The organism is Actinoplanes philippinensis (genome assembly GCF_900113015.1).
Taxonomy (GTDB): Bacteria; Actinomycetota; Actinomycetes; order Mycobacteriales; family Micromonosporaceae; genus Actinoplanes; species Actinoplanes philippinensis.
Window position 1 is genome coordinate 34,276 of the sequence record NZ_FONV01000015.1, and the last position, 26,681, is coordinate 60,956.

Annotated in this window: 21 protein-coding genes and 3 tRNA genes; 18 read left to right on the plus strand and 6 right to left on the minus strand. The window is 71.2% G+C overall.

Annotated elements, in window-relative coordinates:
- Window positions 1-35: 35 nt before the first annotated feature.
- Window positions 36-584: a sigma-70 family RNA polymerase sigma factor gene (locus BM290_RS35245; protein WP_093620285.1), complete on the minus strand. Its 549-nt coding sequence runs from the start codon at window positions 582-584 to the stop codon at window positions 36-38.
- A gap of 65 nt (window positions 585-649) precedes the next feature.
- Here BM290_RS35245 and BM290_RS35250 point away from each other — a divergent pair, with 65 nt between their 5' ends.
- The 8 genes from BM290_RS35250 (at window position 650) to BM290_RS35285 (ending at window position 10,324) form a co-directional block, all read left to right on the plus strand.
- On the plus strand, window positions 650-2,305 hold the full coding sequence (locus BM290_RS35250; protein WP_177320023.1) for a copper resistance CopC/CopD family protein: 1,656 nt from the start codon (window positions 650-652) through the stop codon (window positions 2,303-2,305).
- Window positions 2,306-2,448: 143 nt separating this feature from the next.
- Window positions 2,449-6,147, plus strand: coding sequence for a hypothetical protein (locus BM290_RS35255; protein WP_093620287.1), 3,699 nt, complete (start codon window positions 2,449-2,451; stop codon window positions 6,145-6,147).
- A gap of 96 nt (window positions 6,148-6,243) precedes the next feature.
- On the plus strand, window positions 6,244-7,314 hold the full coding sequence (locus BM290_RS35260; RefSeq protein ID WP_093620288.1) for a winged helix DNA-binding domain-containing protein: 1,071 nt from the start codon (window positions 6,244-6,246) through the stop codon (window positions 7,312-7,314).
- Window positions 7,315-7,518: 204 nt separating this feature from the next.
- Window positions 7,519-8,109 carry an oligoribonuclease gene (orn, locus tag BM290_RS35265; protein ID WP_093620289.1) on the plus strand — a complete coding sequence of 197 codons (591 nt, stop codon included), beginning with the start codon at window positions 7,519-7,521 and terminating at the stop codon, window positions 8,107-8,109.
- A gap of 79 nt (window positions 8,110-8,188) precedes the next feature.
- A tRNA-His gene (locus tag BM290_RS35270) sits at window positions 8,189-8,264 on the plus strand.
- Window positions 8,265-8,428: 164 nt separating this feature from the next.
- Window positions 8,429-8,953 (plus strand): cellulose binding domain-containing protein, encoded by a 525-nt coding sequence (locus tag BM290_RS35275; RefSeq protein WP_093620290.1) that lies wholly within the window; start codon window positions 8,429-8,431, stop codon window positions 8,951-8,953.
- 80 nt (window positions 8,954-9,033) lie between these two features.
- Window positions 9,034-9,552 carry a SigE family RNA polymerase sigma factor gene (locus tag BM290_RS35280; RefSeq protein ID WP_093620291.1) on the plus strand — a complete coding sequence of 173 codons (519 nt, stop codon included), beginning with the start codon at window positions 9,034-9,036 and terminating at the stop codon, window positions 9,550-9,552.
- The gene (locus tag BM290_RS35285; RefSeq protein WP_093620292.1) at window positions 9,545-10,324 is read left to right on the plus strand and encodes a hypothetical protein; all 780 of its coding nucleotides are present in this window, start codon (window positions 9,545-9,547) and stop codon (window positions 10,322-10,324) included. Before BM290_RS35280 ends, BM290_RS35285 begins: the two co-directional genes overlap by 8 nt.
- 56 nt (window positions 10,325-10,380) lie before the next feature.
- Here BM290_RS35285 and BM290_RS35290 read toward each other — a convergent pair whose 3' ends face one another.
- The gene (locus tag BM290_RS35290; protein ID WP_093620434.1) at window positions 10,381-11,628 is read right to left on the minus strand and encodes a L,D-transpeptidase; all 1,248 of its coding nucleotides are present in this window, start codon (window positions 11,626-11,628) and stop codon (window positions 10,381-10,383) included.
- A 143-nt stretch (window positions 11,629-11,771) separates the two neighbouring features.
- Window positions 11,772-12,989 carry a L,D-transpeptidase gene (locus BM290_RS35295; RefSeq protein ID WP_093620293.1) on the minus strand — a complete coding sequence of 406 codons (1,218 nt, stop codon included), beginning with the start codon at window positions 12,987-12,989 and terminating at the stop codon, window positions 11,772-11,774.
- Between the two features lie 139 nt (window positions 12,990-13,128).
- Between BM290_RS35295 and BM290_RS35300 the strand changes: the two genes are divergently transcribed.
- From BM290_RS35300 to BM290_RS35315, 4 genes are all read left to right on the plus strand, one after another.
- A tRNA-Lys gene (locus tag BM290_RS35300) sits at window positions 13,129-13,201 on the plus strand.
- A 50-nt stretch (window positions 13,202-13,251) separates the two neighbouring features.
- Window positions 13,252-13,324, plus strand: a tRNA-Lys gene (locus BM290_RS35305).
- Between the two features lie 112 nt (window positions 13,325-13,436).
- A complete protein-coding gene (locus tag BM290_RS35310; protein WP_177320024.1) occupies window positions 13,437-14,720 on the plus strand; it encodes a HupE/UreJ family protein in 1,284 nt (427 codons plus the stop codon).
- 277 nt (window positions 14,721-14,997) lie between these two features.
- On the plus strand, window positions 14,998-15,651 hold the full coding sequence (locus tag BM290_RS35315) for an NADPH-dependent FMN reductase (protein ID WP_093620295.1): 654 nt from the start codon (window positions 14,998-15,000) through the stop codon (window positions 15,649-15,651).
- Here the strand turns inward: BM290_RS35315 and BM290_RS35320 are convergent.
- On the minus strand, window positions 15,644-17,173 hold the full coding sequence (locus BM290_RS35320; protein ID WP_093620296.1) for a sulfatase family protein: 1,530 nt from the start codon (window positions 17,171-17,173) through the stop codon (window positions 15,644-15,646). The genes BM290_RS35315 and BM290_RS35320 overlap by 8 nt on opposite strands.
- A gap of 309 nt (window positions 17,174-17,482) precedes the next feature.
- Between BM290_RS35320 and BM290_RS35325 the strand changes: the two genes are divergently transcribed.
- The 4 genes from BM290_RS35325 to BM290_RS35340 all read left to right on the plus strand — a co-directional run bounded on the left by BM290_RS35325 (window position 17,483) and on the right by BM290_RS35340 (window position 21,042).
- Window positions 17,483-18,673 (plus strand): cytochrome P450 family protein, encoded by a 1,191-nt coding sequence (locus tag BM290_RS35325; protein ID WP_177320025.1) that lies wholly within the window; start codon window positions 17,483-17,485, stop codon window positions 18,671-18,673.
- An 84-nt stretch (window positions 18,674-18,757) separates the two neighbouring features.
- Window positions 18,758-19,345 (plus strand): FIMAH domain-containing protein, encoded by a 588-nt coding sequence (locus BM290_RS35330; RefSeq protein ID WP_143134034.1) that lies wholly within the window; start codon window positions 18,758-18,760, stop codon window positions 19,343-19,345.
- Window positions 19,346-19,448: 103 nt separating this feature from the next.
- Window positions 19,449-20,270, plus strand: coding sequence for a helix-turn-helix transcriptional regulator (locus BM290_RS35335; protein WP_093620298.1), 822 nt, complete (start codon window positions 19,449-19,451; stop codon window positions 20,268-20,270).
- A 46-nt stretch (window positions 20,271-20,316) separates the two neighbouring features.
- Window positions 20,317-21,042, plus strand: a complete 726-nt coding sequence (locus tag BM290_RS35340; protein ID WP_093620299.1) for an SDR family NAD(P)-dependent oxidoreductase — start codon at window positions 20,317-20,319, stop codon at window positions 21,040-21,042.
- 23 nt (window positions 21,043-21,065) lie between these two features.
- On the opposite strand, the gene BM290_RS35345 is transcribed toward BM290_RS35340, so the two are convergent.
- A complete protein-coding gene (locus BM290_RS35345) occupies window positions 21,066-21,797 on the minus strand; it encodes a DUF305 domain-containing protein (protein ID WP_239143942.1) in 732 nt (243 codons plus the stop codon).
- An 83-nt stretch (window positions 21,798-21,880) separates the two neighbouring features.
- Between BM290_RS35345 and BM290_RS35350 the strand changes: the two genes are divergently transcribed.
- Window positions 21,881-23,314 (plus strand): hypothetical protein, encoded by a 1,434-nt coding sequence (locus BM290_RS35350; RefSeq protein ID WP_093620301.1) that lies wholly within the window; start codon window positions 21,881-21,883, stop codon window positions 23,312-23,314.
- A gap of 157 nt (window positions 23,315-23,471) precedes the next feature.
- Window positions 23,472-24,707, plus strand: coding sequence for a YncE family protein (locus BM290_RS35355; RefSeq protein ID WP_093620302.1), 1,236 nt, complete (start codon window positions 23,472-23,474; stop codon window positions 24,705-24,707).
- Here BM290_RS35355 and BM290_RS35360 read toward each other — a convergent pair.
- A complete protein-coding gene (locus BM290_RS35360; protein WP_093620303.1) occupies window positions 24,677-26,527 on the minus strand; it encodes a diguanylate cyclase domain-containing protein in 1,851 nt (616 codons plus the stop codon). The two genes, BM290_RS35355 and BM290_RS35360, sit on opposite strands and share 31 nt — an antisense overlap.
- Window positions 26,528-26,681 lie beyond the last annotated feature (154 nt).

A 26,681-nucleotide genomic window follows, 5' to 3' on the forward strand; every position in this document is an offset into this window, starting at 1 on the left:
TTCGCAGCATCTTCACAGGACTAGGGGCGGAAGTCCTAACTCGCCCTGGCCTGTGTCACGGCGTCCATCAGCTCGTCGCGGGCCCGGGCCACCCGGGAGCGGATGGTGCCGACCGGGACCGACTCGACCTCGGCCGCCTCCGCATACGACAGGCCGAGCACCTGGGTCAGCAGGAACGCGGTCCGCCGGTCCTCACTGAGGCGGCTGAGCAGGTCGGCGCTGCTGAGCCGGTGGGCCGGGTCGGGCGCCGGCGACTCGACGACGGCCTGCGCCGCGAGCCGGGCGTCGAGCCGGCGCCGCCGCACCACCGACCGCAGGTGGTCGGCGCAGGCACGGCGGGCGATGCCGAGCAGCCAGGTGCGCACGCTGGACCGGCCGGCGAACGTGTCGAGAGCGCGGAACGCCCGCAGGAACGTCTCCTGCGTGAGGTCGTCGGCCGCGCCCGGATCGACCAGCGCGGCGGTGAACCGCCAGACCTCGGCCTGGGTGGCGCGCACGAACGCCGCCTGCGCCGCCCGGTCGCCGTCGCGGGCGGCCAGCGCCAGCGCGGTGGTCTCGTCCGTCTCTGCGTCGCCTGCCGTCACGAGGCGTCATGGTACGCGCTCCCCCTATGCGAGTGCCGATCTGGAACCATGCAGGGATGCCAGTCATGACCATGAACCGACGCCGGGTGACGACAGCGCTGGTCGGGCTGTTGATCGGACTCTTCGGGTCGCTGCTGGCAGCGGCGCCGGCGAGCGCGCACGCCGCTCTGGTGGGCAGCGATCCGGCGGCCAACTCCGTCGTCCCGGATGCGCCCAACCGGGTGACGCTGAAGTTCAGCGAGTCGGTCCAGTTGATCGCCGGCAAGATCCGGGTGCTCGCGCCGGACGGCTCCCGCGCGGATCAGGGCGACCCGACGGTCAGCGGCGCCGAGGTGACCATCCCGCTGCGCCCGGCCGGCGCCCGCGGGACGTACCTGATCACGTATCGGGTGACCTCGGCGGACAGCCACCCGGTGGCGGGCACGATCACCTATTCGGTGGGCGCGCCCTCGACGCCTCCGGCGGACGGCGGCGATGCGAGCGTCACGGTGGATCCGCTGGTCAAGGCACTGATCCCGGTCGGCAAATATCTGGGGTACGCCGGACTGGTGCTCCTGGTCGGCCCGGTGCTGGTCCTGGCGCTGCTGTGGCCGCACCGGCTGGACCGGCGCGGGCCCGGCCGGCTGGTCTGGACCGGCATCGGCCTGGTCGCCGGCAGCACCCTGCTCGGCCTCTGGCTGCAGGCGCCGTACACGTTGGGCACCGGCCTGTTCGACGTCACGGTGAGTGATGTCAGGGAGGTGCTCGGCAGCACGTTCGGGGCGGTCATGCTGGTCCGTCTCGGGGTGGTGACGGCCGCCGCGTTCCTGCTGCGCCCGCTGCTCGACGGGCCGGGTGGCGGTGAGTCGAGACTCGATCTGGCGCTGCTCGGCGTGCTCGGCGTGGCAGCGCTCGCCACCTGGCCGTTGACCGGCCATCCGACGGCTTCGCCGGTGGCCGGGGTGTCGGTCGTGATCGATGCGCTGCACCTCGGCGCGATGGCCGTCTGGGTGGGCGGCCTGGTGATGCTCTTCGGGTTCCTGCTGCCCCGCGCGACCGGGCGGGAGCTCGGCGCGATCCTCCCGATCTGGTCACGCTGGGCGATGACCGCGGTGGGGGTGCTGGTCTTCGCCGGGGTGGTGCAGGCGTTGATCGAGGTGTCCGACTTCGACGGGCTGATCAGCAGCACGTACGGGCGGATGATCCTCGCCAAGATCGGTCTCGCGGCGCTGGTGATCGGTGTGGCGGCCTTCTCCCGCAAGCTGGTGGGCAAGCGGGCCGACGACGACTCGCCCGGCCCGCTGCGCCGGATCGTCGCGGCCGAGCTGGCGATCATCGTGGTCATCCTCGGGGTGACGTCCTTCCTGGTGCAGGAGCCGCCGCCGCGGACCGTGGAGGCCGCCGAGACCGGGTCCACCAGCACCACCGTCGAGCAGACGCTCACCTCGAAGTCCATGTCGATGCAGGTCAGCATCTATCCGGCGACGGTCGGGAACAATTCGATCCACCTGTACGCGTACACGCTCGACAGCAAGCCGCTGCCGGTCGTGGAGTGGAAGGCGACGGCCGCGCTGCCGTCGAAGGGGATCGAGGCGATCGAGATCCCGCTGCTGCGGATCACCGACTTCCATGCGATCGGTGACATCGGGCTGCCGCAGGCGGGGGAGTGGACGTTCAAGTTCACCGCCCGGACCAGTGAGATCGATCAGGAGACCCTGACCATGACCGCCAAGATCTCCTGACTTCACGCGCTCGGCGAGGCCCGGCCCCCACGGGGTTCGGGCCTCGTTTCACATCTATCGGGGAACGCGTGCCGATTTGACCACTTTGGGGTTATTTGCGTCTGTATGGTGCGCGAGGTAGGGCCCGGGAAGGGGGAGAGAAGATGCGGGTGTTCCGCACGATCCTCGGCATGCTGTTACTCACCATCGGACTGCCCACACTGCTGGGCGGCGGCGGCCTGTGGGCGGTCATGCAGCATCGCGATCCCGGCGGCGCGTTCAGTGGCGAGCTCCAACGGCTCACCGTCCCCGGGCACGCCGTCGTCATCCCCGACATCGACCGGCTCCTGCGCGACCACGCCCCGTTCGCCCGCATCGACGACACCCAGCTGCGGCTCTCCGCGGCCACCGTCGAGGGCCGGGCCTTCCTCGGGCTCGCCCCGTCCGACGCGGTCGCCCGGTATCTGGCCCATGTGCCGTACACCCGGATCGACGGCATCGACATCGGCACCGGAGTCCTCCCGGTCACCGCCTCCCGCGTCGGCGGGCACGGCGCACCCACCGGAACACCCGCCCGGCAGCCGTTCTGGACCGCCAGCGGGCACGGCCAGATCAGCCTCACCCCCGCCGAACTCACCGACCGCCCGTACAGCCTGGTCCTGATGAACCCGGACGGCGCCGCCGTCCTCCGCCTCGCCGTCGTCGCCGAGGTCCGCCCCGGCTGGCTCGGCTCCGGCACCTGGGGCCTGCTCACCCTCGGCACCCTCCTGGTGATGGCCGGAGTGATCGTCCTCGTCTGGCCGGGCCGCCGCCGTGAGGTCGTCTACGTCGTCGAACCCAGCCAGGTCCCCGAACTCATGCACGCCATCGGCGCCCCCCTGCCCCTGCCCGGCGGCGTCGCCTACTTCGCCGGCGCCCGCACCGGCGGCGCCCACCGCCCCCGAACCCTCGCCGACACCAGCCCCCGCCCGCCGGCGCTCCCACAGTTCGCCTGGCCACCCAACGCCCCCGCGGCCCGCACCCCCGAACTCCCGGCAGGCGAGCCGGTCACCCTCGCCACCGCAACCCTCAACCCCACCCCCGGCGGTACGGCCACCCGCGACTCCTTCGACGACGACCCCGACGCCGGCTACCCGGCCGGCACAACGGCCGTCGCCACCCTCGTCGCCCCGGCCGTCCCGTCGGCGGGCCACCGCCCCGGTACCGCTCCGGCCGTCGTGGGCCACCGCTCCGACACCGACCCGGCCGTTGTGGGCCACCGCTCCGACACCGTCCCGGCCGTCCCGTCGGCGGGTCGCCGGTCCGCCCCGGCCGCGACCGTCCCGTCGGCGGGCCGCGGTGCCGATACGGCCCCCACCCGGACGGCGCTCGCCGCCACGTCCGGGACGGCGCACGCGGACGTTGCCCCCGCGGGTGCGCGCACCCCCGCCCCCGGCCAGCCGCTGAGCATGCTCGGTGAGGCCGCCGCCCCGGCCGCGCTCCAGCCCGGACAGGTCCCGGCCCGCCGCGGCGACAAGCGTCCGGCCGACCTGGCCGAGGTGCCGCAGTTCCAGGCCACCGCGGTCGGCGCCTGGGTCGCCGCGACCGCCCCCGAACGAGCCCGCCAGACCGAGGCCCGCGCCGCGGCCCGCCTGGCCGAGGCCGCCGCCCGCCGCAACGCCGGCAAGTTCACCCCCACCCAGCCCGGCAGCCGCAACACACCCCCGAACGTCCGCATCCCGATAGCGGCTCCCCGCCGCGACAACGGCGACCTCCCCGCCCAGACCCCGACGGACACCCCCACCCCGGCCCCGGCCGAGGCGGCGCCCCCGTCGCAAGCGGCCACCGACCCCGCGGCTGTCCCGGCCATTCCTTCGCCGACCGCTGCAGGCAAGGACCGTCCGGCCGTTGCCGCCTCGATCAGCGGCAATAGGGCCGACGTGGCTGGTGAGGGCGCCGACTCGGCTGTTGCTGCTTCGATCGTCGACGGCAAGGCTGACGTGGCTGGTGACGGGGCCGATTCGGCTGTTGCTGCTTCGATCGGCGGCAGTAAGGCTGACGTGGTTGGTGAGGGCGCCGATTCGGCTGTTGCTGCTTCGATCGTCGACGGCAAGGCGGACGGAGTTGGTGACGAGACCGCTCCAGCCGTTGCTGCTTCAACCGTCGACGGCAAGGCGGACACGGCTGGTTACGGGACAGACTCGGCCGTTGCTCTCGCGACGTCTCAGGAAGAGGGCGGTGCGCAGTCGGTCGAAGGCGACCCCACCATCACGCGCATCGCTGTGCACACCGGTCCTGCGGTGACCGACTGGATCGCCACCGGAACCAGCCGCATCGGTCCGGCCCCCGTACCCCGGCCGGCTCCCCGTCCCTCCCCGAGGCCCACCCCCACGGCGAGTGCTCCCACGAAGGCCCAGGCGCCGTCGCAGAAGCCCGCACCGGACGACTCCGTGCGGTCCTCGAACGGTGCCGTGGCCGATGACACGAGCGCGCGTTCTGCCGGAACGCCGCCCGAGTGGCCGCCGAGGGGAACGCCGGCCGTCGACGCTCCGGCCGTCCCGGCGGTAGCCGAGAAGGCCGTTCCGGCAGCAGCCGAGAAGGCCGTCCTGGCGGTAGGTGGGAAGGCCGTTCCGGCAGCAGTCGAGAAGGCTGTTCCGGCGGTAGTCGAGAAGGCTGTTCCGGTGGTGGCCGAGAAGGCCGTCCCGGCAGCAGTCGAGAAGGCCGCCACCCCGGCGAAGAAGCCCGCAGCCGCGACATCGACGGGAGCGCCGAGGCAGTCCACGCCCGGCCAGGAGGCCACCGAGCCGAAGCAGCCCAAGCCCGCACCGGCAGCAGGCGACCCTGGGCGGTCGACGCCCGGCCAGGGGACCGGAGCCACGGCACAGACCCGAGCCGCGCAGGAAGCTGCCGGGGCGAAGGCGGCGGACTCGCAAGCGGGACAGCCGAAGGAGGCCACCCCGGGACATGCGGATCCGGAGAAGAAGCCCGGCGTCCCGGCTCCCGCTCATCGGTCAGGGCCGCTGGTGGACGGCGAAGCCCCGGTGACCGGCACCGACGCGACCACGACAGCCGGATCCGCCCGTGCGTCGATCCACGCGGCGGAGGCCACGATCCCCGCAGTGCCGTCGGCGAGCGTCCCTTCCGGGCAGGAAGCCGTCGTCCCGGTCGTCGAGCGAGCGACGCCGCAGTCCGCCGAGGCCCGCCGGTCGGTACACGCCGTCGAAGCGGATGGCCCGGGCATCCTCCCGCGAGAGCCGTCGCCGGTCCCGACTCGCGGCGCCGCGGCAGCCGCACCCGGCGTCCTGGCCGGGAACCCTGCCGGAGCATCCGAGTCCGTCCCGGAAGCTGCCGCCGGAACCCCGGAGAAGAACGAGAGCAGCCCGCAACCGACGGGCGACACGAAGCCGGTTGACGCAACCGGAGGAAAGCCGAACGAGGTGAGCGAGGACGCCGTGGCGGGGGTGAAGAACGCCACTGCGGCGAAGCGGCAGCGGAAGGTGACCGGAAGCAAGGGCGGGGACGATCTGGTGGCCCGGGCTCAGGGACGGTCCGGTGGCAAGGCGACCCCGGCCCGGCCTGCGCCGACGGCACGGCGTGCTCCCGCGGCCTGGATCAAGGCCGCCGAGTCGGTGGCCGCGCGGGCCGGCCGGACGGGTGGAGAGAAGACCCCGCCCGCGCCGGACGGGGACGGAAAGCCGGTGCCGTCGCCCCCGCCGAGCCGGCTGCTCAGCTACCGCGAGGAGGCTGCCGAACTGCTGGCCGGCGCCGGAGACGGGGAACGCCGCCGCAAGCGAACGGTCGGCGGCCGGAGCCGTCCCGGATCGGAGCCGCGTACCGATCCTCCGGCGACCGGCGGGCAGGGTGACGCCGGCCCCAAGGGGTAGGCGGGGAAGCAGGCGAGTGGGTCGTCCCGGAGGATCGGGGCGGCCCACTCGCCTTTGCGGTCAGGAAGTGGCCGCAAACGAACCTACTGTCACACCATGACAGTCCTCTCCACGCGCGTCCTGAACCGGACCTACCTACGACGTCAGTTGCTGACCGGCCGGACGCCGCGGACCGCCGCCGAGATCGTCGGGCATCTGGTGGCGATGCAGGGCCAGGAGCCGGATGCGCCCTACCTGGGGCTGTGGGCGCGTTCGCCCGGGTTCGCGATGTCCGACTTGACCGGAGCGCTGCACGACCGGACGGTGGTGCGCAGCGCTCTGCTCCGCGGCACCCAGCATCTGGCCACCGCCGACGACTACCGCTGGCTGCGGCCGACGATGCAACCGGCGCTGGAGCGGATGGCGGGCCGGGCCGGTCGGCTGGGCGGCTGCGATCCGGAGGCGTTCGACGCGGCCGGCCGGGAGATCATGGCGGAGGGTGTGCTGACCCGGCCGGAGATCGCCCGGCGCCTGGCGGCACGGTTCCCGGAGGCGGACCTCGGGGAGCTCGCTCTGGTCGTACACCTGCGATTTGCGCTCCTGCACCCGCCGCCTGCCGGGACGTGGGGGCATCGCGGGCGGATCGGATGTGTCCCGGCCGGGGTCTGGCTGGGGCGTCCGTTGGACGCCGCGCCGAGCGCGGAGACGCTGGTGTTGCGCTATCTGGCGGCGTTCGGGCCGGCGTCGGCCAAGGATGTCCAGGTCTGGTCGGGTCTGACCCGCATGGCGGCGTTGTTCGAGACGTTGCGGCCGCGGCTGCGGGTCTTCCGGGGCGAGGACGGCCGGGAGTTGTACGACCTACCGCACGCGCCGATCGAGGACGGCGACACCCCGGCCCCGGTGGTGTTCCTGCCCGAGTTCGACAACGCCGTCCTGGGGCACGCGGACCGGTCGAGGATCCTGCGTCCGGGTGATCGCCCGCTGGTGATGCCGGGCGGGTCGGTGGTGCATCCGACGGTGCTGGTGGACGGTTTCGTGGCGGCGACCTGGTCACGGAAGGGCCCGCTGGTGGAGATCGCCCCGTTTCGTCCGCTGGCCGCCGCGGACCGGTCGGCGGTGGAGGCGGAGGCGGAGCGGCTGGCCGGTTTCGTGGCGCCGGGGAAGACGCCGCAGGTCCGGTGGGCATGAAAGGGCCCTCCGTGCTGCCGACACGGAGGGCCCTTTACCGGGGGGAACGGAGTAACCGAAGGGGGGCTTCGTCCGTTAAGTACACTTTACCCGGCATTCGGCGAACTGGGAAGTCGGGGCTACAAACCGGACAAACAGCACGGAGAGCGGCTGGGGTCACGTACGTGCCGAACAACGGCGTGCCGCCCGGCGTAGGCTGTCGGCGTGGCGGATCTTCTGGTGTGGATCGACTGTGAGATGACCGGTCTCGACCTGGGCAAGGACAAGCTCATCGAGGTCGCGGCCCTGGTCACCGATCCGGAGCTGAATGTGTTGGGCGAGGGCGTCGATCTGGTCATCCACGCCGATGACGAGGCGCTGGACGCGATGCCGCCGGTGGTGCGCGACATGCACGCCAAGTCGGGGCTGACCGACGAGGTCCGGCGGTCGGCGATCACCATGGCCGAGGCGGAGGAGGCGGTCCTGGCGTACATCAAGGAGTATGTGCCCAACCCGCGGACCGCGCCGCTCTGCGGCAACTCGATCGCGACCGACCGCGGCTTCCTGGCCCGCGACATGCCGGCGCTCGACGCCCACCTGCACTACCGCATGATCGACGTCTCGTCGATCAAGGAGCTGTGCCGCCGGTGGTATCCGCGGGTGTATTTCGGTCAGCCGGCCAAGGGCCTCTCGCACCGGGCGCTCGCCGACATCCGGGAGAGCATCCGCGAGCTGGAGTATTACCGTCGCACGATCTTCGTTCCCCAGCCCGGGCCGGACGTGGAGGCCGCGAAAGCGGTCGCCGCCGAGCTGTAGGTAACCCGCTCGACGACCCCCGGGGGGCGGTCGTTATGATTGTGCGGCACCACGGGGTTGGAAGACCGTCGTGGGCATGGTGGTCGTAGCTCAGTTGGTAGAGCACCGGGTTGTGGTCCCGGGTGTCGCGGGTTCAAATCCCGTCGATCACCCCATGTGAAAGGCCCCGTCTGCGGACGGGGCCTTTCGTTCTGCAAGTCTTTCGGTGGGCTCGCTCCCATATGGTGAGCGGCCGAAAAATTTCTCGTGGGAGCGCGCAACCTTTTGCGACTTCCGAGCCACAGGGGTGTGGATCACTCGTCGTCCCCAGGAGACCCCTATGCTCGCCAAGCGCATCGTCGCACCGCTCTCGGTGCCGGCCGTCGGCAGCGCGGCCGCCGTAGCCGGTGTCCTCAACGCCGCCGAGGCCACCGGCTGTTCGGTCACGTACTTCGGCGACGTGAGGATCAAGAACACCGGCGGTACGAACATCGACGGGTGGAAGCTGGCGTTCGCCTTCCCGTCGGGCCGGCTGCCGGCCGGCGGCGGGAACGGCTCCGGGCATCGGAGCGGCGCCCAGATCAGCGTCACCGACGCGGGCTGGAACCGGACGATCGCCCCGGGCGCCACGGTGACGGTCGGCTTCAACGGCGGCTGGAGCGAGGGCAACGCCATCCCCACGGTGTTCACGGTCAACGGGATGATCTGCGGCGCCGTCGCGTCGCCGGCGGCTTCCTTCTCCTCCTCGCCGTCGGTGATGCCGTCCCCATCGGTGTCGAAGACCCCGGCCGCCTCCCAGGGCGCCGAGATCTTCACCGGCTCGGGGCGGCTCGACACCAGCGCGTACTCCGTGAAGATCGCCTGATCCCGGTCGCCCCGGGCTCGTCCCCACGGCCCGGGGCGACCGTCGTTCCCCCCAAACCCCGACGGTCAGGAACGGTCCCCTTGTCCGAGATCGGTACCGAATACGCCTTCCGGCGGTTCTTCGACGACCACCACATCGACCTGTCCCGGCTCGCCTACCTGGTGACCGGCGACTCGCAGGCCGCCGACGACCTGGCCGCGGACGCGTTCGTGGAGGTGTGGCGGCACTGGGAGCGGGTCCAGGCCGCGGACAGCCCGATCGCGTACGCTCGCGGCATCGTGACCAACCTGGCCCGGCAGTGGATCAGGAAGCAGACCAGGGAACGATCCGGGCTGCTCCGGCTGGGCCTGCTGCGCCGCGAGCGCGGCGAGAGCGACACCCCCGCGGTGCTCGATGTGCGCGCGGCCCTGCAGCGGCTTCCGCAGCGCCGCCGCGAATGCGTGGTCCTGCGGTACGCGTTCGACGTGCCGGAGCGGGAGGTCGCCACGATCCTCGGCATCTCGGTCGGTGCGGTGAAGAGTCACACCTCGCGGGGCGCTGCCCAGTTGAGCGAGTTCCTGCGCGGGATGCCGCTGATGATGGGAGGCCACCATGGCTGAGCGCCCCCAGCCCGACCTGGGCACGGTGCTGCGCCACGAGGCCGACGGGCACCTGCCGGACCGGGATCTCATGCTGACCCGGATCGTCCAGCGCCGTATGGAGCCGGCGCCGAGCCGGTGGGCCTGGTCACTGCGGCCGGTCGCCGCCGCGGCGTCGGTGGTGGCCACGCTCGTCGTCGGGTTCGCCGGCATCAAGCTCGCCGGCGACCGTCCCGAAGGGGACCGTACGCCGGCGGCCACCGAGCCCTCACCGGCGCCGTCGCCGTCCCCGGCAGCTCGCAGCAAGACGCCGGCCCGCGAGGAGAAGCCGGGCCGTGCGGAGCCGCCGGAGCCGGTGGAGAAACCGCCACCACCCCCGGCCGTCGTCACCCCGAGCCGGCAGGCCGCCGACCGGTTCCTCAGCTCGGCCGCCGTCGTCGACGGGCACTCGGTCGGAACGTGGGCGCAGGGCAACGTCACCCTCACCACCACCGCGGCGGTCACCGCGCTGGACGTGGTGGTCACCGTGGCGAAGACCGCGGGAGTCAAGGACGCCGGCCGGTGGACCACCATCCCGGTCGACATGATCACCATGGCGGTGACCGAGGAGAAGGACCGGTTCGTCTACCGGTTCACGCTGAAGCAGGGCACCCTGGCGCCGGGCAGCTACGTCTTCGCTGTGCAGTACACCCGGGCCGACGCCGAACGCGACGCGGCACACGACACCTACGCGGCAGTGGCCACCGCGGGCGCCGAACAGGCCGGTGTGACCGGCGCCTTCCCGGCGAAATGACGGAGGCGGGCCCCCGGATGACCGGGGGCCCGCCTCGCACGCCGGGGGAGAAGACGTCAGCTCAGGTAGCTGCCCTTCTTGTACTCTTCCCAGCTCATGTTCCAGTTGGTCCAGCCGTCGCCGTTCTTCAGCTTCTCCTCGGTCCCGGAGACGACGATCACGTCACCCATCAGGGTCCGGTCGAAGAGCCACTTGCCCATCGCCTCGGAGACGTTGACGCAGCCGTGCGAGACGTTGCGCTTGCCCTGCACGCCCTCCGACCACGGGGCGGCGTGGATGAACTGGCCGCTGTACGTCAGGCGCTGCGCCCAGTCGATCGGCGTCTTGTAGCCGTTCACCGGGTCCTCGTCGGTGGTGTCGAAGACGGTGTGCGCCGCCTTCTCCATGACGACCATGGTGCCGCTGGCCGACGGGGTGCTGGCCTTGCCCAGGCTGACCGGCAGCGTCTTGATGACCTTGCCGTCCTGCTTGACCGTCATCTGCTTGGTCTTGTTGTTGACCGTCATGATCATCTCGCGGCCGATGCTCAGGTCGACGGTCAGGTTGGTCCGGCCGTACCAGCCGTCACCCATCTCCACGCCCTTGAGGTTGACGCTGTAGAAGATCTTCGAGTTGGGCTTCCAGTAGGTCTTCGGCCGGTACTGCACCTCGGTCGGGCTGCTCCAGCGCCAGACGCCCTCCTGCGCGGGGGTCGCCGTCACGACCATCCGGCGCTCCACCTCGGCCCGATACTTCTCCGGGATGGCCCGCCCGAACTTCATGATCAGCGGCATGCCGACGCCGACCTTCTGCCCGTCGGCCAGGAAACTGGTCGCCCGGACCACCTTCGACGGCTCCTTCATGGTGGTGAAGGTGCTGGTGGCGCTGGTGGTCTTGCCGTCCGCGGCGGGCGTGCTGACGTCCACCGTGTACGTCGTGTTCCACGCGAGGCCCTCGGCCGGGCGCCAGACCTTCGCGTCCTTGTCGACGGTGCCCTTGACCTCTTTGCCCTTGGCGGTCACCTTGACCTCGGTGTTCGCCGGGTCCTCGCTGTTGTACTTCACCTCGGACCAGAGCTCGACACTCTTCGCGTCGGCCGCGGGGGACGTCACCGCGACGGTGCTCAGGGCCGGCTGGGACGCGGGGGGCTGTGACGCGCTGGTCCCCTCGGGCGTGTTGCCGCCGCCCTGCCAGGAGGGCTTGTCGTCACCGCTGCACGCGGTGGTCAGCAGCAGTGTGCTCGCGAGCACCGCGGCCACGGCGAGACGCAGGCGCCCGCGGCGACCGGCCGGCGCTGACCGCTCTGCCGACCGAAATCCATCCATCTCCATGGTCCCCTCACGGCGTCGTTCTCCCCGGCGCCCAATAGTGCTCCAAAAACAGCGTCGCACCAATCCCGGTTTCGTGCCGTGACCGGCCTTACGCCATCGATGTACCCCGCCGGGGAGAAGAAACCACGAGGAGAACCCTAGAGGGCGCTGCCCTCCTTGAACTTCTCCCAGCTCACGTCCCACGGCGTCCAGCCGTCGCCGTAGTCCAGCTCGTCCTCGGTGCCCTTCACCACGACCGGGTCGCCGATCAAGGTCTTCTCGAAGAGCCAGCGGGCGTTCGACGGGGACACGTTGACACATCCGTGTGACACATTCGTGCGTCCCTGCGATCCGGTCGACCAGGGAGCCGAGTGGATGTACTGACCGCTCCAGGTCAGTCGCTGCGCGTACTCGATGTCGGTGCGGTAACCGGCCGCGCCGTCGGTGTCGGTGGTGTCGAAGACGGTCGCCGCCTTCTTCTCCATCACCACCATGTGCCCGCTGGACGACGGGGTGCTCCTCTTGCCCAGGCTCACCGGGATCGTCTTGACCGTCGCGCCGTCCTTGAGCACGGTCATCTTCTTCGCCTTGTTGTCGACGTTCATCTCCAGCTTGCGGCCGATCTTCACGGTCGCCGAGCGGTCCTGGTCGCCGTAGCGCCCGCCGCCGGTGGGCAGGCCGCCGACCGCGATCCGGACCTTCATCGAGGTGCCGGTCTGCCAGTACTCCGGCGCGCGGTAGTAGGCCTGCGTGCCGGCCTCGGTCCACGACCAGACACCCGGCTGGGCCGGCGAGGTCTCGACGAACATCCGCTTCTGCACGGCGGCGCGGTCGGCCTTCTTGATGCCCGGGTTGAACTCGACGACGACCGGCATCGCCACGCCGTAGGTGTTGCCGTCGAACAGGTACAGACCGGTCCCGGTCTCCCGGCCGGGCGCGCCCATCGTGGTGAACGAGGTGGTGGCGGTGGTGCTGCTGCCGTCCGCGCCGGTGGCGACGACCTTGGCGGCGTACTTCTGCCGGGTCTTGAGAGGTTTGTCGGGCACCCACGCCGACTTGTCCTCACGCAGCTTGCCGGAGACCGCCTTGCCCTTGCCGTCGGTGAGCGTGACCGAGGACACCTCGCCGCCGGTGACCTTGACCCCGATCTCTGCGCTGACCGGCACGTCCTTCTTGTTCGCGGCCGGTGTGATGGCCAGCGTCACCGGCTCGGCGGCGGTCGTGCTCTCGGTGACCGGGGCGGGCGCGCCGGAACCGGCGCCCGCGGACGGGCCCGGCTCGGCGAAGGCCGGTTCGGAATCGTCGCTGCACGCGGCGGTGGAGGCGATCAGGCCGATCGCCATGATCGTCGCCAGTGAGCGGCGGAGGACAACCATCGTCAAGCCCCGTTCTTTAGTTCTCAGCGCAGACATCCTGACGCATCGGTGCAAGCAGCGGGTCCCCCTTCCGGTGGTTAGCAGCCGATTTCAAGGATCTTCCGAGCCCGTGCTAACGTTTTCCTCGTTGCACGGCAGAGCGCTGCTAGCTCAACTGGCAGAGCAGCGGACTCTTAATCCGCGGGTTGTAGGTTCGAGTCCTACGCGGCGCACTCTCCCTGCTGACGACCGATGGGTGTGATAAAATTTCGCCCGTTGTAACGCGCTGCTAGCTCAACTGGCAGAGCAGCGGACTCTTAATCCGCGGGTTGTAGGTTCGAGTCCTACGCGGCGCACCTCTGACTGATGGCCTCACCGATCCGGTGGGGCCATCGGCGTTTCTGTGACTTGCTGTGAAGACGGCCCAGGCACTGTTTGCCGACGATTTCGTTGACAATCATGTGGCAGGTGAGACGGATTGCAGTGCTCCTGGCCGTACCCTTGCTGGTGTTCCTCGGCGCGAAGCCCGCGGCCGCGCACCCGATGCCGCACTCGGTGGTCCTGCTCGACGTGCACGAGACGTCGGTCACCGCATCGCTGGAGCTGCCCGCCGGTGACCTGGCCACCGCCAGCGGGATCGCCACCGATCTGCCCGCGCGCGCCGCGGAGTTGCGGGCCTACCTCGCCGCGCACGTGCGGCCCGCCGGAGCGGACGGCGCCGCTTGGACGGTGACCGTCGGTGACCCCGAGCTGACCGCGGCGGAGCAGACGGCCACCGGGCCCTATCAGGAGGTCGCCGTGGAGATCGAATTCGCCCCGCCGGCCGGTGGTGATGTACGGCACTTCACACTCGGCTACGACGTCATCGTGCACAAGGTCGTGACGCACACCACTCTCGTCTCGGTCCGGCAGGACTGGGCGGCGGGCCGGATCACCGAGTGCGGCGAAACCGAGCAGGTCGGGGTCATCGCCGTCGACAACCGGACGATGACCGTGCCGAAGCTCACCGTCGACCTCGGCGCGGGCAGCTCGTGGCAGGGCTTCCTGGCCATGCTCCGGCTCGGCGGCCTGCACATCCTGGAGGGCACCGACCACCTGCTCTTCCTGCTGATCCTGCTGCTGCCCGCGCCCCTGATCGCGCGACGGGGACGCTGGACCGGAGCGGCCGGGCCACGGCGGGCGATCCGGCGGATCGGCTGGATCACGCTCGCCTTCACGCTCGGGCACTCCGTGGCGCTGGTGCTCAGCGCGTTGTTCCGGGTGCAGATCCCGGCGCGGCCGGTCGAGGTGTTCATCGCGGTGAGCATCCTGATCGGCGCCGCGCACGCCGTCCGCCCGCTCTTCCCGGGACAGGAGGCGCTGGTCGCGGGCCTGTTCGGGCTCGGGCACGGGATGGCGTTCTCGTTCACCCTCGCCGGACTGCAGCTGTCCACCGGGCAGCTGGCCCTCAGCCTGCTCGGGTTCAACCTCGGCATCGAACTGGTCCAGCTGCTGCTGGTCGCGCTGGCGCTGCCCGCGCTGCTGGCGCTCGCCCGGCTGCCGGTCCAGCCGTGGCTGCGGATCGGCGGGGCGGCGCTGACCGGGGCGGCCGCGGTGGGCTGGGTGCTCGACCGGCTCGGCGTGTCCAACCCGGTCGCCGAGACCGCCGACGCGGCCGGCGCCAACTACCAGGCGATGCTCGTGGTGCTGACGATCATGGCGATGGCCGGCATCGGACGGCTGCTGATCGCCCGGAAAGCCGCCACGGCCTGACCCTTCCCGGCGGCGGGCCGGCCTCTTTCGAGCGGCGGCCGGCTTCTCCCGGGGTCTTATTTCGGGTGGCGGCCGGTTTCTCCCGGGTGACGGCTTCTCCCGGGTGGCGGCTGGTTTCTCCCGGGTGACGGCTTCTTCCGGGTGGCGGCCGGCCTTTTTCGAGCGGTGGCCGGTCTCTTCCGGGCGGTGGGACTGTTGGGATGCGGTCGGATTGCCGCCACGGTCCGAGCCCTCCGGATGGACGGCTGAGGCCCGGCGGGGTCGTATCGTCGGCGGCATGACCCGCGTCCTGCTGATCTCGGGGAGCACCCTGCCCGGCTCCCTGCACACCGCCGCCCTGCGGACCGCGGCCCGGTTCGCCCCGCAGGAGATCAACGCGACACTGTACGAGGACCTGCCCGAGCTGCCCGCCTTCGTGCCCGGCGAGACCCCGCGGGGAGTGGTCGCCGAGCTGCGCGCGATGGTCGACGCGGCCGACGCGCTGCTGTTCAGCACCCCGGAGTATGCGGGCTCGCTGCCCGGCAGCCTGAAGAACCTGCTCGACTGGCTGATCGACGGCGGGGAGCTGGGTGGCAAGCCGGCCGCCTGGCTGTCCGTGGTCCGGCCGGGCGTCGACGAGGGCGCCCGGGCCGGCCTGGAGGCGGTGCTCGATCACGGCGGCGCCCGGCTGCTGCGGCCCGCCTGCATCCGCCTGCCGCTGGAGATGGCGTCGATCGACGGCGCCGGGGTGATCACCGACGGCCGCCTGCACGTGGCTCTCCAGGACATGCTGGAGGCGCTGGTCCGGGCGTTGTCCGAGGCCCGCCCGCGCCCGCAGCCGTCGTGGCAGGCGCACTCCAGCGTCTACCCGGTGGTGCGGCGCCCGGACGGGTCGGGCGATGCGCCGTTCGGGCACGCGAGCGGTCAGAGCGCGCCGAGCTGGCTCACTTGACCGCGTCGGCGGCGGCTCCGCAGGCGTCCGCGCCGACACAGGTGGCGAGGCCGCGTACCGCTGATCGCAACGCCGTGAGCCGCTCCGGGCCGAGCGTCCCCGCCACGTTGCGGAGCATGTCCGGATCGGACGTACGGTCGAAGTACTCCACAGTTCCGTCGACGTACTCGATGTAGGTGAACGTGGCGGTGCGCAGCGCGTCGTAGGACGGCGGGATGTTCATGCTGTCCCGCTCGAAGTCCGGGTCCCGGGGATCGGTGGCCGGGTCGTGGTGCTCGATCAGCGCGGCACGGGGCCACCCGGCCGGCGTGCTCCCGGACAGCAGCGGCGTGATGCTGCGCCCGTCGGCCTCGGCGGGGGCGGGCAGGCCGGCCCACTCGGCGAAGGTGGGACGCAGGTCGACGTTCGTCACCACCGCGGCGGCGTCCCGTCCGGCGCCGATCCCCGGCCCGGCCATCACCAGCGGCACGTTGACGTCGGTGTCGAACGCGGTCTGCTTGCCGGCGGGCAGCGAGTACTCACCCATGTGGTAACCGTTGTCCGAGGTGAACACCACCACGGTCCGGTCGGCGGCGCCCGCCGTGGCCAGTGCCGACCGGAGCCGGCCGATCATCCGGTCCACCGACTGCACCGACTGGACCCGCAGCCGGAAGTCCTCGTCGATGTCCCGTTCCTGCCGCGCGGTCAGTTCCGGCTTGCCGGCCAGCCACACCGTGTCCTCGGGCGCCCGGTTCCACGCGGCGGTCCGGGGCGCGCGCAGGCCGGGGAAGAGGTTCGCGTCCCGTGGCGCCGGCGTGTACGGGTGATGCGGCGCATAGGTGGCGACCTCGATGAGGAACGGCTTCCCGGTCGTCGCCGTGGCGCTGATGAAGTCCACCGCCTTGCCCGCGAGCACGTCGGTCAGGTAGTCCTTCGGCTTCGACCCGTAGGAGACGACCCGCCCGTTCTCGTTGAGCTGGTAGTCGAAGCCGGGGTAGGCGTTGCCACCGGCGTACCACTGGTCCCAGCCCGGCGGCACGTACGGCCGGTCGCCGCCCATCCGCTCCCCGGGCTCGTACTCGTTCAGGTACTTGCCGAGGAACGCGGTCCGGTACCCGGCGCCGCGCAGGTCGGTGGCGAAGGTGGACCGTTCCAGGCCGCGACTGTGGAAGAGCCGGAACCCGCCGTCCGACCCGTGGTTCTTCACGATCCCGGTGTTGTGCGGGAACCGCCCGGTGAACAGGGACGCGCGCGACGGGCAGCAGAGCGAGTCGGTGACGGTGTAGCCGGTGAACGTGGTGCCGTCCCGCTGGAGCTTGCGCACGTTCGGCATGTACGGCACGAGGTTCATCGACAGGTCGTCGACGAGCACCAGCACGATGTTCGGCGGCGGGGCCGGGGAGGCCAGGACGGCGGGCGGCGACGTGGCGGGCGTGACGACCGGGGCCGGCGGTGCCGGGTCCGCGGTGCAGCCGGCCGTGATCAGCAGCGTCACCGCGGCGACGAGGCGCCCGAATGGCTTACCTCTGGCACAGATGATCATTAAGAAAGTCTGAACGACGGCCGATCGGCGGCCGGCACGGCGGATAGTGGACGCCTTCCCTGGAGGTGATCCATGCCAGTGGCCGATTCCGCGCAGCCCCGGGCGTACGTCGTGATCGTCGTCGCCTCGCCGGTGCCGCGACCGCGCCGTCCCCGCCGCCCTACCGCCCGCCGCCCGCACCTGCCGATCCGCCCGCCGCGGTCGCCCCGCGCGCCCCGCCGCAGCCCGGTCTGAACGCCCGACGGGGCACCGGGGAGCGGTATCGACGGGTATCGTCGGAATCCGGTTCCCGGCGGCCCGGAGGGCGTGATGACGCAGGATCTCCAGATCGATTTCACCGACCCGGCGTTCCAGAACAATCCCCATCCGGTGTATGCGCAGATGCGGCGCACCGGCCCGGTGCGACGGGTGAAACTGCCCAGCGGCCTGGAGCCCTGGCTGGTCACCCGGTATGACGACGCCCGGCGTGCGCTCACCGACCCGCGGCTGTCCAAGTCGATCCACGCGGCCGGGTCGGCCGGCGCCGGGCAGCCCAATCTCACCACGCCGATCTCCCGGCACATGCTCGCCGTCGACCCGCCCGACCACACCCGCCTGCGCCGTCTCGTCTCGGCGGCGTTCACCGCCCGGCGGATCGAGGGCCTGCGGCCGCGGATCGAGGAGATCACCACCGACCTGCTGGACGCGCTGGCGGGCAGGCACGAGGCCGACCTGATCGACACGTTCGCCTTCCCCCTGCCCATCCAGGTGATCTGTGAGCTGCTCGGCGTCCCGGCCGAGGATCAGAACGAGTTCCGGGAGTGGTCCAATGTGATCGTCGCCGGATCGCTGGCCGGTGACCGGTTGGCCCCGGCGGTGACCGCGCTGATCCAGTACATCACCGCGCTGCTCGCCGAGCGCCGCGAGCACGGCGGCGACGACCTGCTCTCCGGTCTCATCCAGGTCCGTGAGGAGGGTGACCGGCTCTCCGCCGAGGAACTGTCCTCGATGGTCTTCCTGCTCCTCATCGCCGGTCACGAGACCACCGTCAACCTGATCGGCAACGGGGTCTGGCTGCTGCTGCGCGACCGGCAGCGCTGGGAGCGGCTGCGCGCCGACCGCTCCCTGCTGCCCGCCGCGATCGAGGAGTTCCTGCGGTTCGAGGGGCCGGTCGAGACGTCCACGTTCCGGATCGCCACCGAGCCGGTGGAGATCGGCGGCGTGACCATCGCGGCCGGTGACCCGGTCATCGTGGTGCTGCTCTCGGCCAACCGCGACGAGGACCGTTTCCCGGACGCCGGCGAGCTGCGGCTCGATCGTGCCAACAACAACCACCTGGCCTTCGGGCACGGCATCCACTACTGCCTCGGGGCGCCACTGGCCCGGCTGGAGGCGCAGATCGCGTTCACCGCCCTGCTGGACCGGTTCCCCGACCTGCGGCTGGCCGTCGACGCGGACGAGCTGCCCTGGCGGCCCGGCACCCTGCTGCGTGGCCTCTACCACCTGCCCGTCCTGCTGTGACCCGTGTGGCGCTCACCGGTGTCTCGCGCCCGCTGAGACACCGGTGAGCGCCGTACCGGGGGTTGACCTGGCATGATGTCGGCCGTGCCGGAGCCTCACGATCTTCACCAGCCGACCGCTCAGCTGCCGGTGGTCGAGCCGCGCGGCGTGTACCGGGCGGCCAACCACCGGCGCGCCGGCCTGGTGGTGGCCGGCGGCGCCGCAGCCGCGTTGCTCCTGCTGGTGGTGTGGCTGTTCGCCGACGACGACGAGCCCGTCCCGATCACGGCTGCCCCGGCGCCCTCGGCGGCCGCGACCAGCGCCCCGGCGCAGCCCGAGGCGACCGGGACGGCCGGGCAGAGCGAGGAGCCCGAGCCGTCCGCGACCACCACCACCACGCCGTCCGTGCGACCGGCCCAGCCGGCCGAGCTGATCTCCGCGCTGGTGAGCGCGATCGGGATCCTGGAGGACGAGGACCAGGTCGACGACGACGACGCCGAGTCCCTGGCCCGGCGGCTCGAGCAGGCCGCCCAGCGGCTCTCCCGCGGTGACACGAAAGGGGCCCTGCGCAAGGTCGAGGAGTTCCAGCGCAAGCTCCGCGACCTGCGCACGGACGACGATCTCAGCGACGACGGCTTCCGCCTGCTCAGCCAGGGCGCCGAGCAGGTACGCGCCGCGCTGCGCCGGGGCTGACCCATGTCCAGGGATCACCTGTCCGGGGATGTGTGTGGCCTTCATCGCGTCCCGGTGACGCGCCAGGCTTGATCCCACAGGCCGGGCCGGAAGGGGCGGGGACATGGATCGGGCACAGCTCGCGGACTTTCTCCGCACCCGGCGCGAGTCGTTGCGGCCGGAGGACGTGGGCCTGCCGCGCGGGCCTCGCCGGCGCACCGCCGGCCTGCGCCGGGAGGAGGTGGCCGCCCTCGCCGGGATGTCCGCCGACTACTACGGGCGGATCGAGCAGCAGCGTGGCCCGGGCCCGTCCGAGCAGATGCTCGCCGCCCTGGCCCGGGCGCTGCACCTGAGCCTCGCCGAGCGGGATCACCTGTTCCGGCTCGGCGGGCACCCGGCGCCGCAGCGGGTGTCCCGCGACGATCACATCGCCCCGGGGATGATGCGGATCCTGGACCGGCTCGGCGACACCCCGGCCATGGTCATCTCCCGATACGGCGAGACGCTGCTGCAGACCGCGCCCGCCGTCGCGCTGGTCGGCGACGAGAGCCGGTTCACCGGGCTGGCCCGCAGCTGCTGGTACCGGTGGTTCACCGATCCCGCCGCCCGGCGGCTCTACCCGGCCGAGGACCACGACCGGCAGGGCCGGATCTTCGCGGCCCAGCTGCGCGATGCGTACGCGGCCGTCCCGCGGAGCCGGGCCGGGGAGATCGTGACCGCCCTGCTCGCGGCCAGCCCGGAGTTCGCCGGGATCTGGGCCGAGCACGGCATCGGCCTGGCGCACACCGACCGCAAGACGCTCCTGCACCCGGAGCTCGGGCCGCTCGACCTCTACTGCCAGACCCTGCACGACCCCGGCCAGCTCCAGACGCTGCTGGTCTTCACCGCGGCGCCCGGCTCGCCGAGCTACGAGAAGCTGCAGATGCTCGCCGCCGTCAGCGCCTGACAAACCCCTGCACACCATTTTCTCCGGTACGAAAGAAGGCTTCGCCATGCCCAGAATCGCTCTGATCACCGGCGGCAACCGTGGACTCGGACGGGCCACCGCCCTGGCTCTCATCGAGGCCGGCGTCGAGGTGATCTACACGTACCGTGGCGACCCCGGCGAGAAGATCGACGCCGTGGCGCTGCCGCTCACCGTCGGCGACCTCGGGTCGTACGCCGCCTTCGCGACCGAGTTGCGCCGGGTGCTCGCCGACCGGTACGACCGTGCCGACTTCGACTTCCTGGTCAACAACGCCGGTGTCGGCCATGCCGGCACGATCGCGCAGACCCCGGTCGAGGCCTTCGACGAGATGCTCGACGTGCACTTCCGTGGCGTCTTCTTCCTGACCCAGACGCTGCTGCCGCTGATCGCCGACGGCGGCCGGATCGTCAACCTCTCCACCGGCCTGGCCCGCTTCACCGGCGACGGCGTGTATGCGGCGTACGCCTCGATGAAGGGCGCCGTCGAGGTGTTCACCCGCTATCTCGCCAAGGAGGTCGGGCCGCGCCGGATCACCGCGAACGTGGTGGCCCCGGGGCCGGTCGCCACCACGTTCGGCGGTGGCGCGCTCCGCGACGACGAGCGGGTCCGCGCCCACATCGGATCGGTGACCGCGATGGGCCGGGTCGGCGAGCCCGAGGAGATCGCCGGCGTGATCGCGGCGCTGCTCGGCCCGGGCGCCGGATGGGTCACCGGCCAGCGGATCGAGGTCTCCGGCGGCATGCTGCTCTGACCCCGGCCCGGCCGGCCCCGGGGTCAGCTCACCCCGAGGTCGGCCATCCGGCGGATCTCGATGTCCTGCTCGATGGCGGTCTCCTTGGCCATTTTCGCCAGCCGCTCCTCCGAGCCGCTCGTGAAGAGGACGTCGACCATCTGCAGGGCGCCCCGGTGATGCTCGGTCATCATCGTGACGAAACGACGGTCGAAGTCCGCGCCACGGGCCGCGCCCAGATCGGTGAGGGCGGCGGCGGACTGCATGCCCGGCATGGTGGTGTGGTCGTGCGCCGGATCCGACTCGGGCTGCCCGCGGTCCTTCAGCCAGGTGCGGAGGATAGCGATCTCCGGCCCCTGAGCGGCGGTGATCCGGCTCGCGATGTTCTTCACGCCCTGATCCGCTGCCCGGTCGGGTACAAGATCTGCCATCTGCAGCGCCTGCGCGTGGTGGGCGATCATCATTTGGGCGTACGTGACGTCGGCCTTGTTGTACGGCGAGGCGTCCGGGGGCTGCACGTGATCGGCATCGGTGACCGACGCGGACTCCCCGGGCTTGCCGGGCACGAGGACCCGAGCCGGTGAGGAGGACGCGGAAGGCGCGGCCGCCGGCTTCGGATCATCGTTGGAGAACCGGGCGAAAAGGGCAATTCCCACCGTGCCGAGAAGTACCACGGTTGCGGCGGTCAGGGCCCACGCGCGTCGGTGTTGCATGTATTTCCTTTCCGGCAAGCGTCCCCATGGGAGGGTCACGACGACTATCGTAACGATCGACATCGCTATCACCGGGGGTTTACGGCGACATGACTCGCCGTGCGCTTCCGGTGTCGGCAAGCCGGAAGCAGTGCGGAAGGATCTTCATGAGGCATCCTGCCCCACGAGGGCGGTTCAAGCGCCTGACGAGCATCGGGGCGGCGGCGGTTCTGACCAGTTTCCTGGTTGCCGCACCCGCCCAGGCCGACCCGGCCACGATCCCGGGTGTGGACGAGATCGTCAGCAGCCCCAACATCAAGCTGATCGCCAACGAGCCCAAGACGGGCCCGTTCGCCCCGGAGAACGCGCTCAACAGCGACCTCGCCTTCCAGGGCAAGTATGCGTTCGCCGGCAACTACAACGGCTTCACCGTCTGGGACATCAGCAACCCGAAGGACCCGGTCCAGGCCGTCCAGGTCCTCTGCACGGGCGCGCAGAACGACGTCTCCGTCTACGGCAACCTGCTGTTCCTCGGCACCGACTCGATCCGCAGTGACGACTCCTGCAACAGCGTCGCCGTGCCGAACAGCGCGCCCGCCGAGACGCCGCGGTGGGAGGGTGTCAAGATCTTCGACATCAGCGACCCGCGCAACCCGCAGTACGTGAAGGCGGTCAAGACCGACTGCGGCTCGCACACGCTGACGCTGGTGCCGGGCAAGGGCCGGGACCGTTCGGTGTACGCCTACGTGTCCTCGTACAACCTGGACGTCGTCGACCTGCCGAACTGCGCGCAGCCGCACGACAAGATCTCGATCGTCAAGGTCCCGCTGAAGAAGCCGGCCGAGGCGGCTCTGGTGTCCGCGCCGGTGCTCTTCCCGGACGGTGGCTTCCCCGGTGACGCGGACTCGCGCACCACCTCCGGCTGCCACGACATCACGGCGTACCCGGAGAAGGATCTCGCGGCCGGCGCCTGCATGGGTGACGGTGTGCTGCTGGACATCTCGAAGCCGGCGGCGCCGAAGGTCATCACCACCGTGCGTGACGCGGAGAACTTCGCGTTCTGGCACTCGGCGACGTTCAACAACGACGCCACCAAGGTGGTCTTCACCGACGAGCTCGGTGGCGGCGGTGGCGCCGAGTGCCTGCCGTCGATCGGCGCGACCAAGGGCGCGGACGCGATCTACGACATCACCGGCCGGGGCAGCAAGCGCAAGCTGGAGTTCCGCAGCTACTACAAGATCCCGCGGGAGAACGCGGTGACCGAGAACTGCGTGGCCCACAACGGCTCGCTGATCCCGGTCAAGGGTCGCGACATCATGGTCCAGGCGTGGTATCAGGGCGGTATCTCGGTCTGGGACTTCACCGACTCGCGCAAGCCGAAGGAGATCGCCTTCTGGGAGCGCGGCCCGCTGAGCACGGACCGGCTGATCGTCGGCGGCGCCTGGTCGGCGTACTGGTACAACGGCTACATCTACTCCAACGACATCCAGAAGGGCTTCGACGTCCTGGAGGTCAGCGACCGCCGTATCGACAAGGCGGAGCGGGAGAGGACGTGGCAGTTCAACCCGCAGACCCAGACGGACTACCGCAAGTACCGGTGATCTGAGGGCTGGTGTCGACGGCGCCGGCGTGACCCTTTCGGGTTGCGCCGGCGCCCTCGTTTACGGGAAGAGAACATAAAGACATCTATCAATGTGAGTGACTCTCTTGTTTCATGGTCGTTACTGACCGGTAACGAACATTGATGGGAGTCACCTGATGGCCTCACCCGTACCTCTGCGCCGTCTGCTCGCCGCCACCGTCGGCGGCCTGCTGGCGCTCGGCTCTCTCGCCGTCCCGGCGCAGGCCGCGGCCGCGCTGCGCCAGGTGATGTTCGTCGGCAACAACTGGGAGGGCACCGTCGACGTCATCGAGCCGAGCGGCGGGTACGCCCGGATCGGCCGGCTGTCGGTGATCCCGGACCGGGCGCAGCGGCTCACCGAGATCTACCTCAACCCGATCCGGCTCGCCTTCTACCTCGGCATCCAGCAGGGCCCGGGGGAGGGCCACGACCAGCTGGTCGACGACATGTACACCACCCCGGCCGGTGACGCCCTGGTCGTCTCCCGGCCCAGCTTCGCCGACGTGGTCTCGATCGACCTGGCGACCGGCGCGCTCAAGTGGCGGTTCCCGGTCAGCGGCTTCCGCTCCGACCACATGGCGGTCTCGCCGGACGGGCGCACGGTCGCCGTCTCCGCCTCCACCGGCAACACGGTGCACGTGCTGGACATCGTGACCGGCCGGCAGCTCGGGTCCTTCGCCACCGGCGACAAGCCGCACGAGAACATCTTCACCGGCGGCGGAAAATACCTCTGGAACAGCTCGATCGGCGAGGTCAACACCGACCTGGACGCCCCCTGGCTGGACTTCACCAAGGGGGACCGGAAGATCACCATCGCCGACACCGCCACCTACCGGGTGGTCCGGACGATCGACATGCGCGACCGGCTGAACGCCTTCGGCCGCAGTGACCTCTCCGACGCGGTCCGGCCCGCCGTCTTCACCCCGGACGAGTCGAAGCTCTACTTCCAGGTCTCGTTCTTCGCCGGGGTCATCGAGTACGACGTGGCCACCGACAAGATCACCCGGATCCGTGACCTGCCGCAGAACCCGGCCACCGACCCGGACCGCACCACGTGGGTGAACGACTCCCGCCACCACGGCCTGTCGATCAGCCGGGACGGGGCGAAACTGTGTGTCGCCGGGACCATGGACGACTACGCCACGGTCGTCGACCGCGCGACCCTCACCCCGGGTCCGCTGGTCACCGCGATCAAGCCGTACTGGGCCACGGTCAGCGCGGACGGGCGGGACTGCGTGATCTCCGAGGCGGGCGCCGACCGGGTCACCGCGATCAGCTTCGCCACCGGGCAGGCGGTCGCCTCGGTCGCCGTCGGCGATCACCCCCAGCGGGTACGGATCGGTCAGGTCCCGGCCGGCTGGACGGCTCCCTGACCGACGGCCCGGTTGCGCCGCTCCCGGCGTTCGCGCTTGCGGCGGTACATGGCGGCGTCGGCCTCACGCAGCAGGCCGTCGCCGTCCCCGGGCTCACCGGCTGAGACGCCGACACTGGCCCCGACGGCGAGCAGTCCGCCCCCGATCGGCATCGGCTCGGCCAGCACGGCGCTGATCCGGTCGGCCAGCCGGGCGGCGGCGGTGGCGGCGGTTCCGGGCAGCAGCACCGCGAACTCGTCGCCGCCGAGCCGGGCGGCCAGTTCCCCGGCCCCGAGCAGCCCGGTCAGCCGGTGCGCCACCTCGATCAGCACCTGGTCGCCGGTGTGGTGCCCGTGCCGGTCGTTGATCTCCTTGAAGCCGTCCAGGTCGATCAGCAGCATGCTGACCCGCTCGGTCGCCTCCGACAGCCGCCGGTGCAGCAGCAGCCGGTTGGCCAGCCCGGTCAGCGTGTCGTGGTTGGCCTGGCGGTGCAGCTCGTCGTGCAGGGCGCGCGCCTCGGTGGCGTCCCGGGCGTTGAGCACCACGCCGCCGACGTTCGTGTTGTGCATCAGGTCGGTGGTGACCACGTCGAGCCACCGGTACGAGCCGTCCGCGTGCCGCCAGCGCACCTGGGTGCTGATCCCCGTGCCCGGGTTGGCCGCCAGCCGCCGCTCCAGGTCGGCCACCGTCGTCACGATGTCCTCCGGATGGGTACGGTCGTGCAGCGACGTGCCCACCAGCTCGCTGTCTTGCACCCCGAGAACCCGCAGCGCGGCCGGGCTGGCGTAGGTGATGGTCGCGTCGTAGTCGACGACGAGCGTGAGATCCGACGTGTTCTGCACCAGGGCCCGGAATCGCTCGGCCTGCCCGTCGATCTCGGTGAGCAGCCGCTCGTTGTCGTGCAGCGCCGCCACCTGCCGGCCCAGCACCAGCGCGGTGATCACCACGGCGCCGATCGCGACACCCCACACCCGCAGGTCGACGTCGTCCTCCCGGAGCGAGACGACGAGCAGGATCTGGGTGGCGATCACCGCGAGGTACGGGAGCCGGCTGGAGCGTCCACCCATCCCGGTCGGCGGCTTCTCGGCGAGCCGCCACACGTGCAGTTGCTGGACCCGGAACGACGCCGACGCCAGCACGCAGGGCAGCAGCTGGACGACGCTGGCGCCGCCCGGCCCGGGGTCCCCGATCAAGCCGAGCGCGACCGGCCCGGCGAAGGCGGTGCCGGAGACACCGACGGCGGCCGCGATCCCGGCCGCGCGGGTGAACGGCGCCGTGCCGCTGAGGATCAGCTTGAGCAGCCCGAACGTGATCAGCAGCATCACCACGGCGGTGGCCGTGGCGCCCCAGAGGTCGGTGGCCCGGCGCCCGCTCAGGTCGGTGGCCAGCACGAAGTACCAGAGGAACACCGCGACGCCGGTGAGCACCGTGGTCGCGTCGAACCAGAGCCGCAGCCGCTGCCGCCCGGCGCCGCCGAGCGGGTGCCGCAGCATCGCCCCGACCACCACGGCCATGCCGGTGACGACGAGCGCGGTCTGCACCGGGCTGACCGCGGTCAGAGCGGGGTCCAGCACGAGCAGGACGGTCTGATATCCGTCACCCAGCAGACAGCCGGCACAGGCGATCACGGCCGCCCACCAGAACCGCCGGCCCGCCGCCGACACGGCCGGATGGGTGGCGGTGCGAAAAGTGAAGTACGTGTTTGCCCCGTCGAGGACGGTCTGCAGCCCCCAGGAGACGGTCCGCTGGTCGCCGTAGTGCAGGAACCAGGGCACCAGGAGCACACCGACGGCCACCAGACCCAGCAGGACCGGGTCGGTGGCCACGGATCGCTTCGGCATGATGGCTCCCGTCGGCGACAGCTCCGGATGGCTTCCGGGTCAGTACTTTCCATCGGTCGTCGCCGGGTGGACGTGAGTGATCCGTTCCGGTCAGACGACACCTTAGAGGAGCGTCACACCGGGGCTGACCTGCGGCGCGGCTGATCGGACAAAT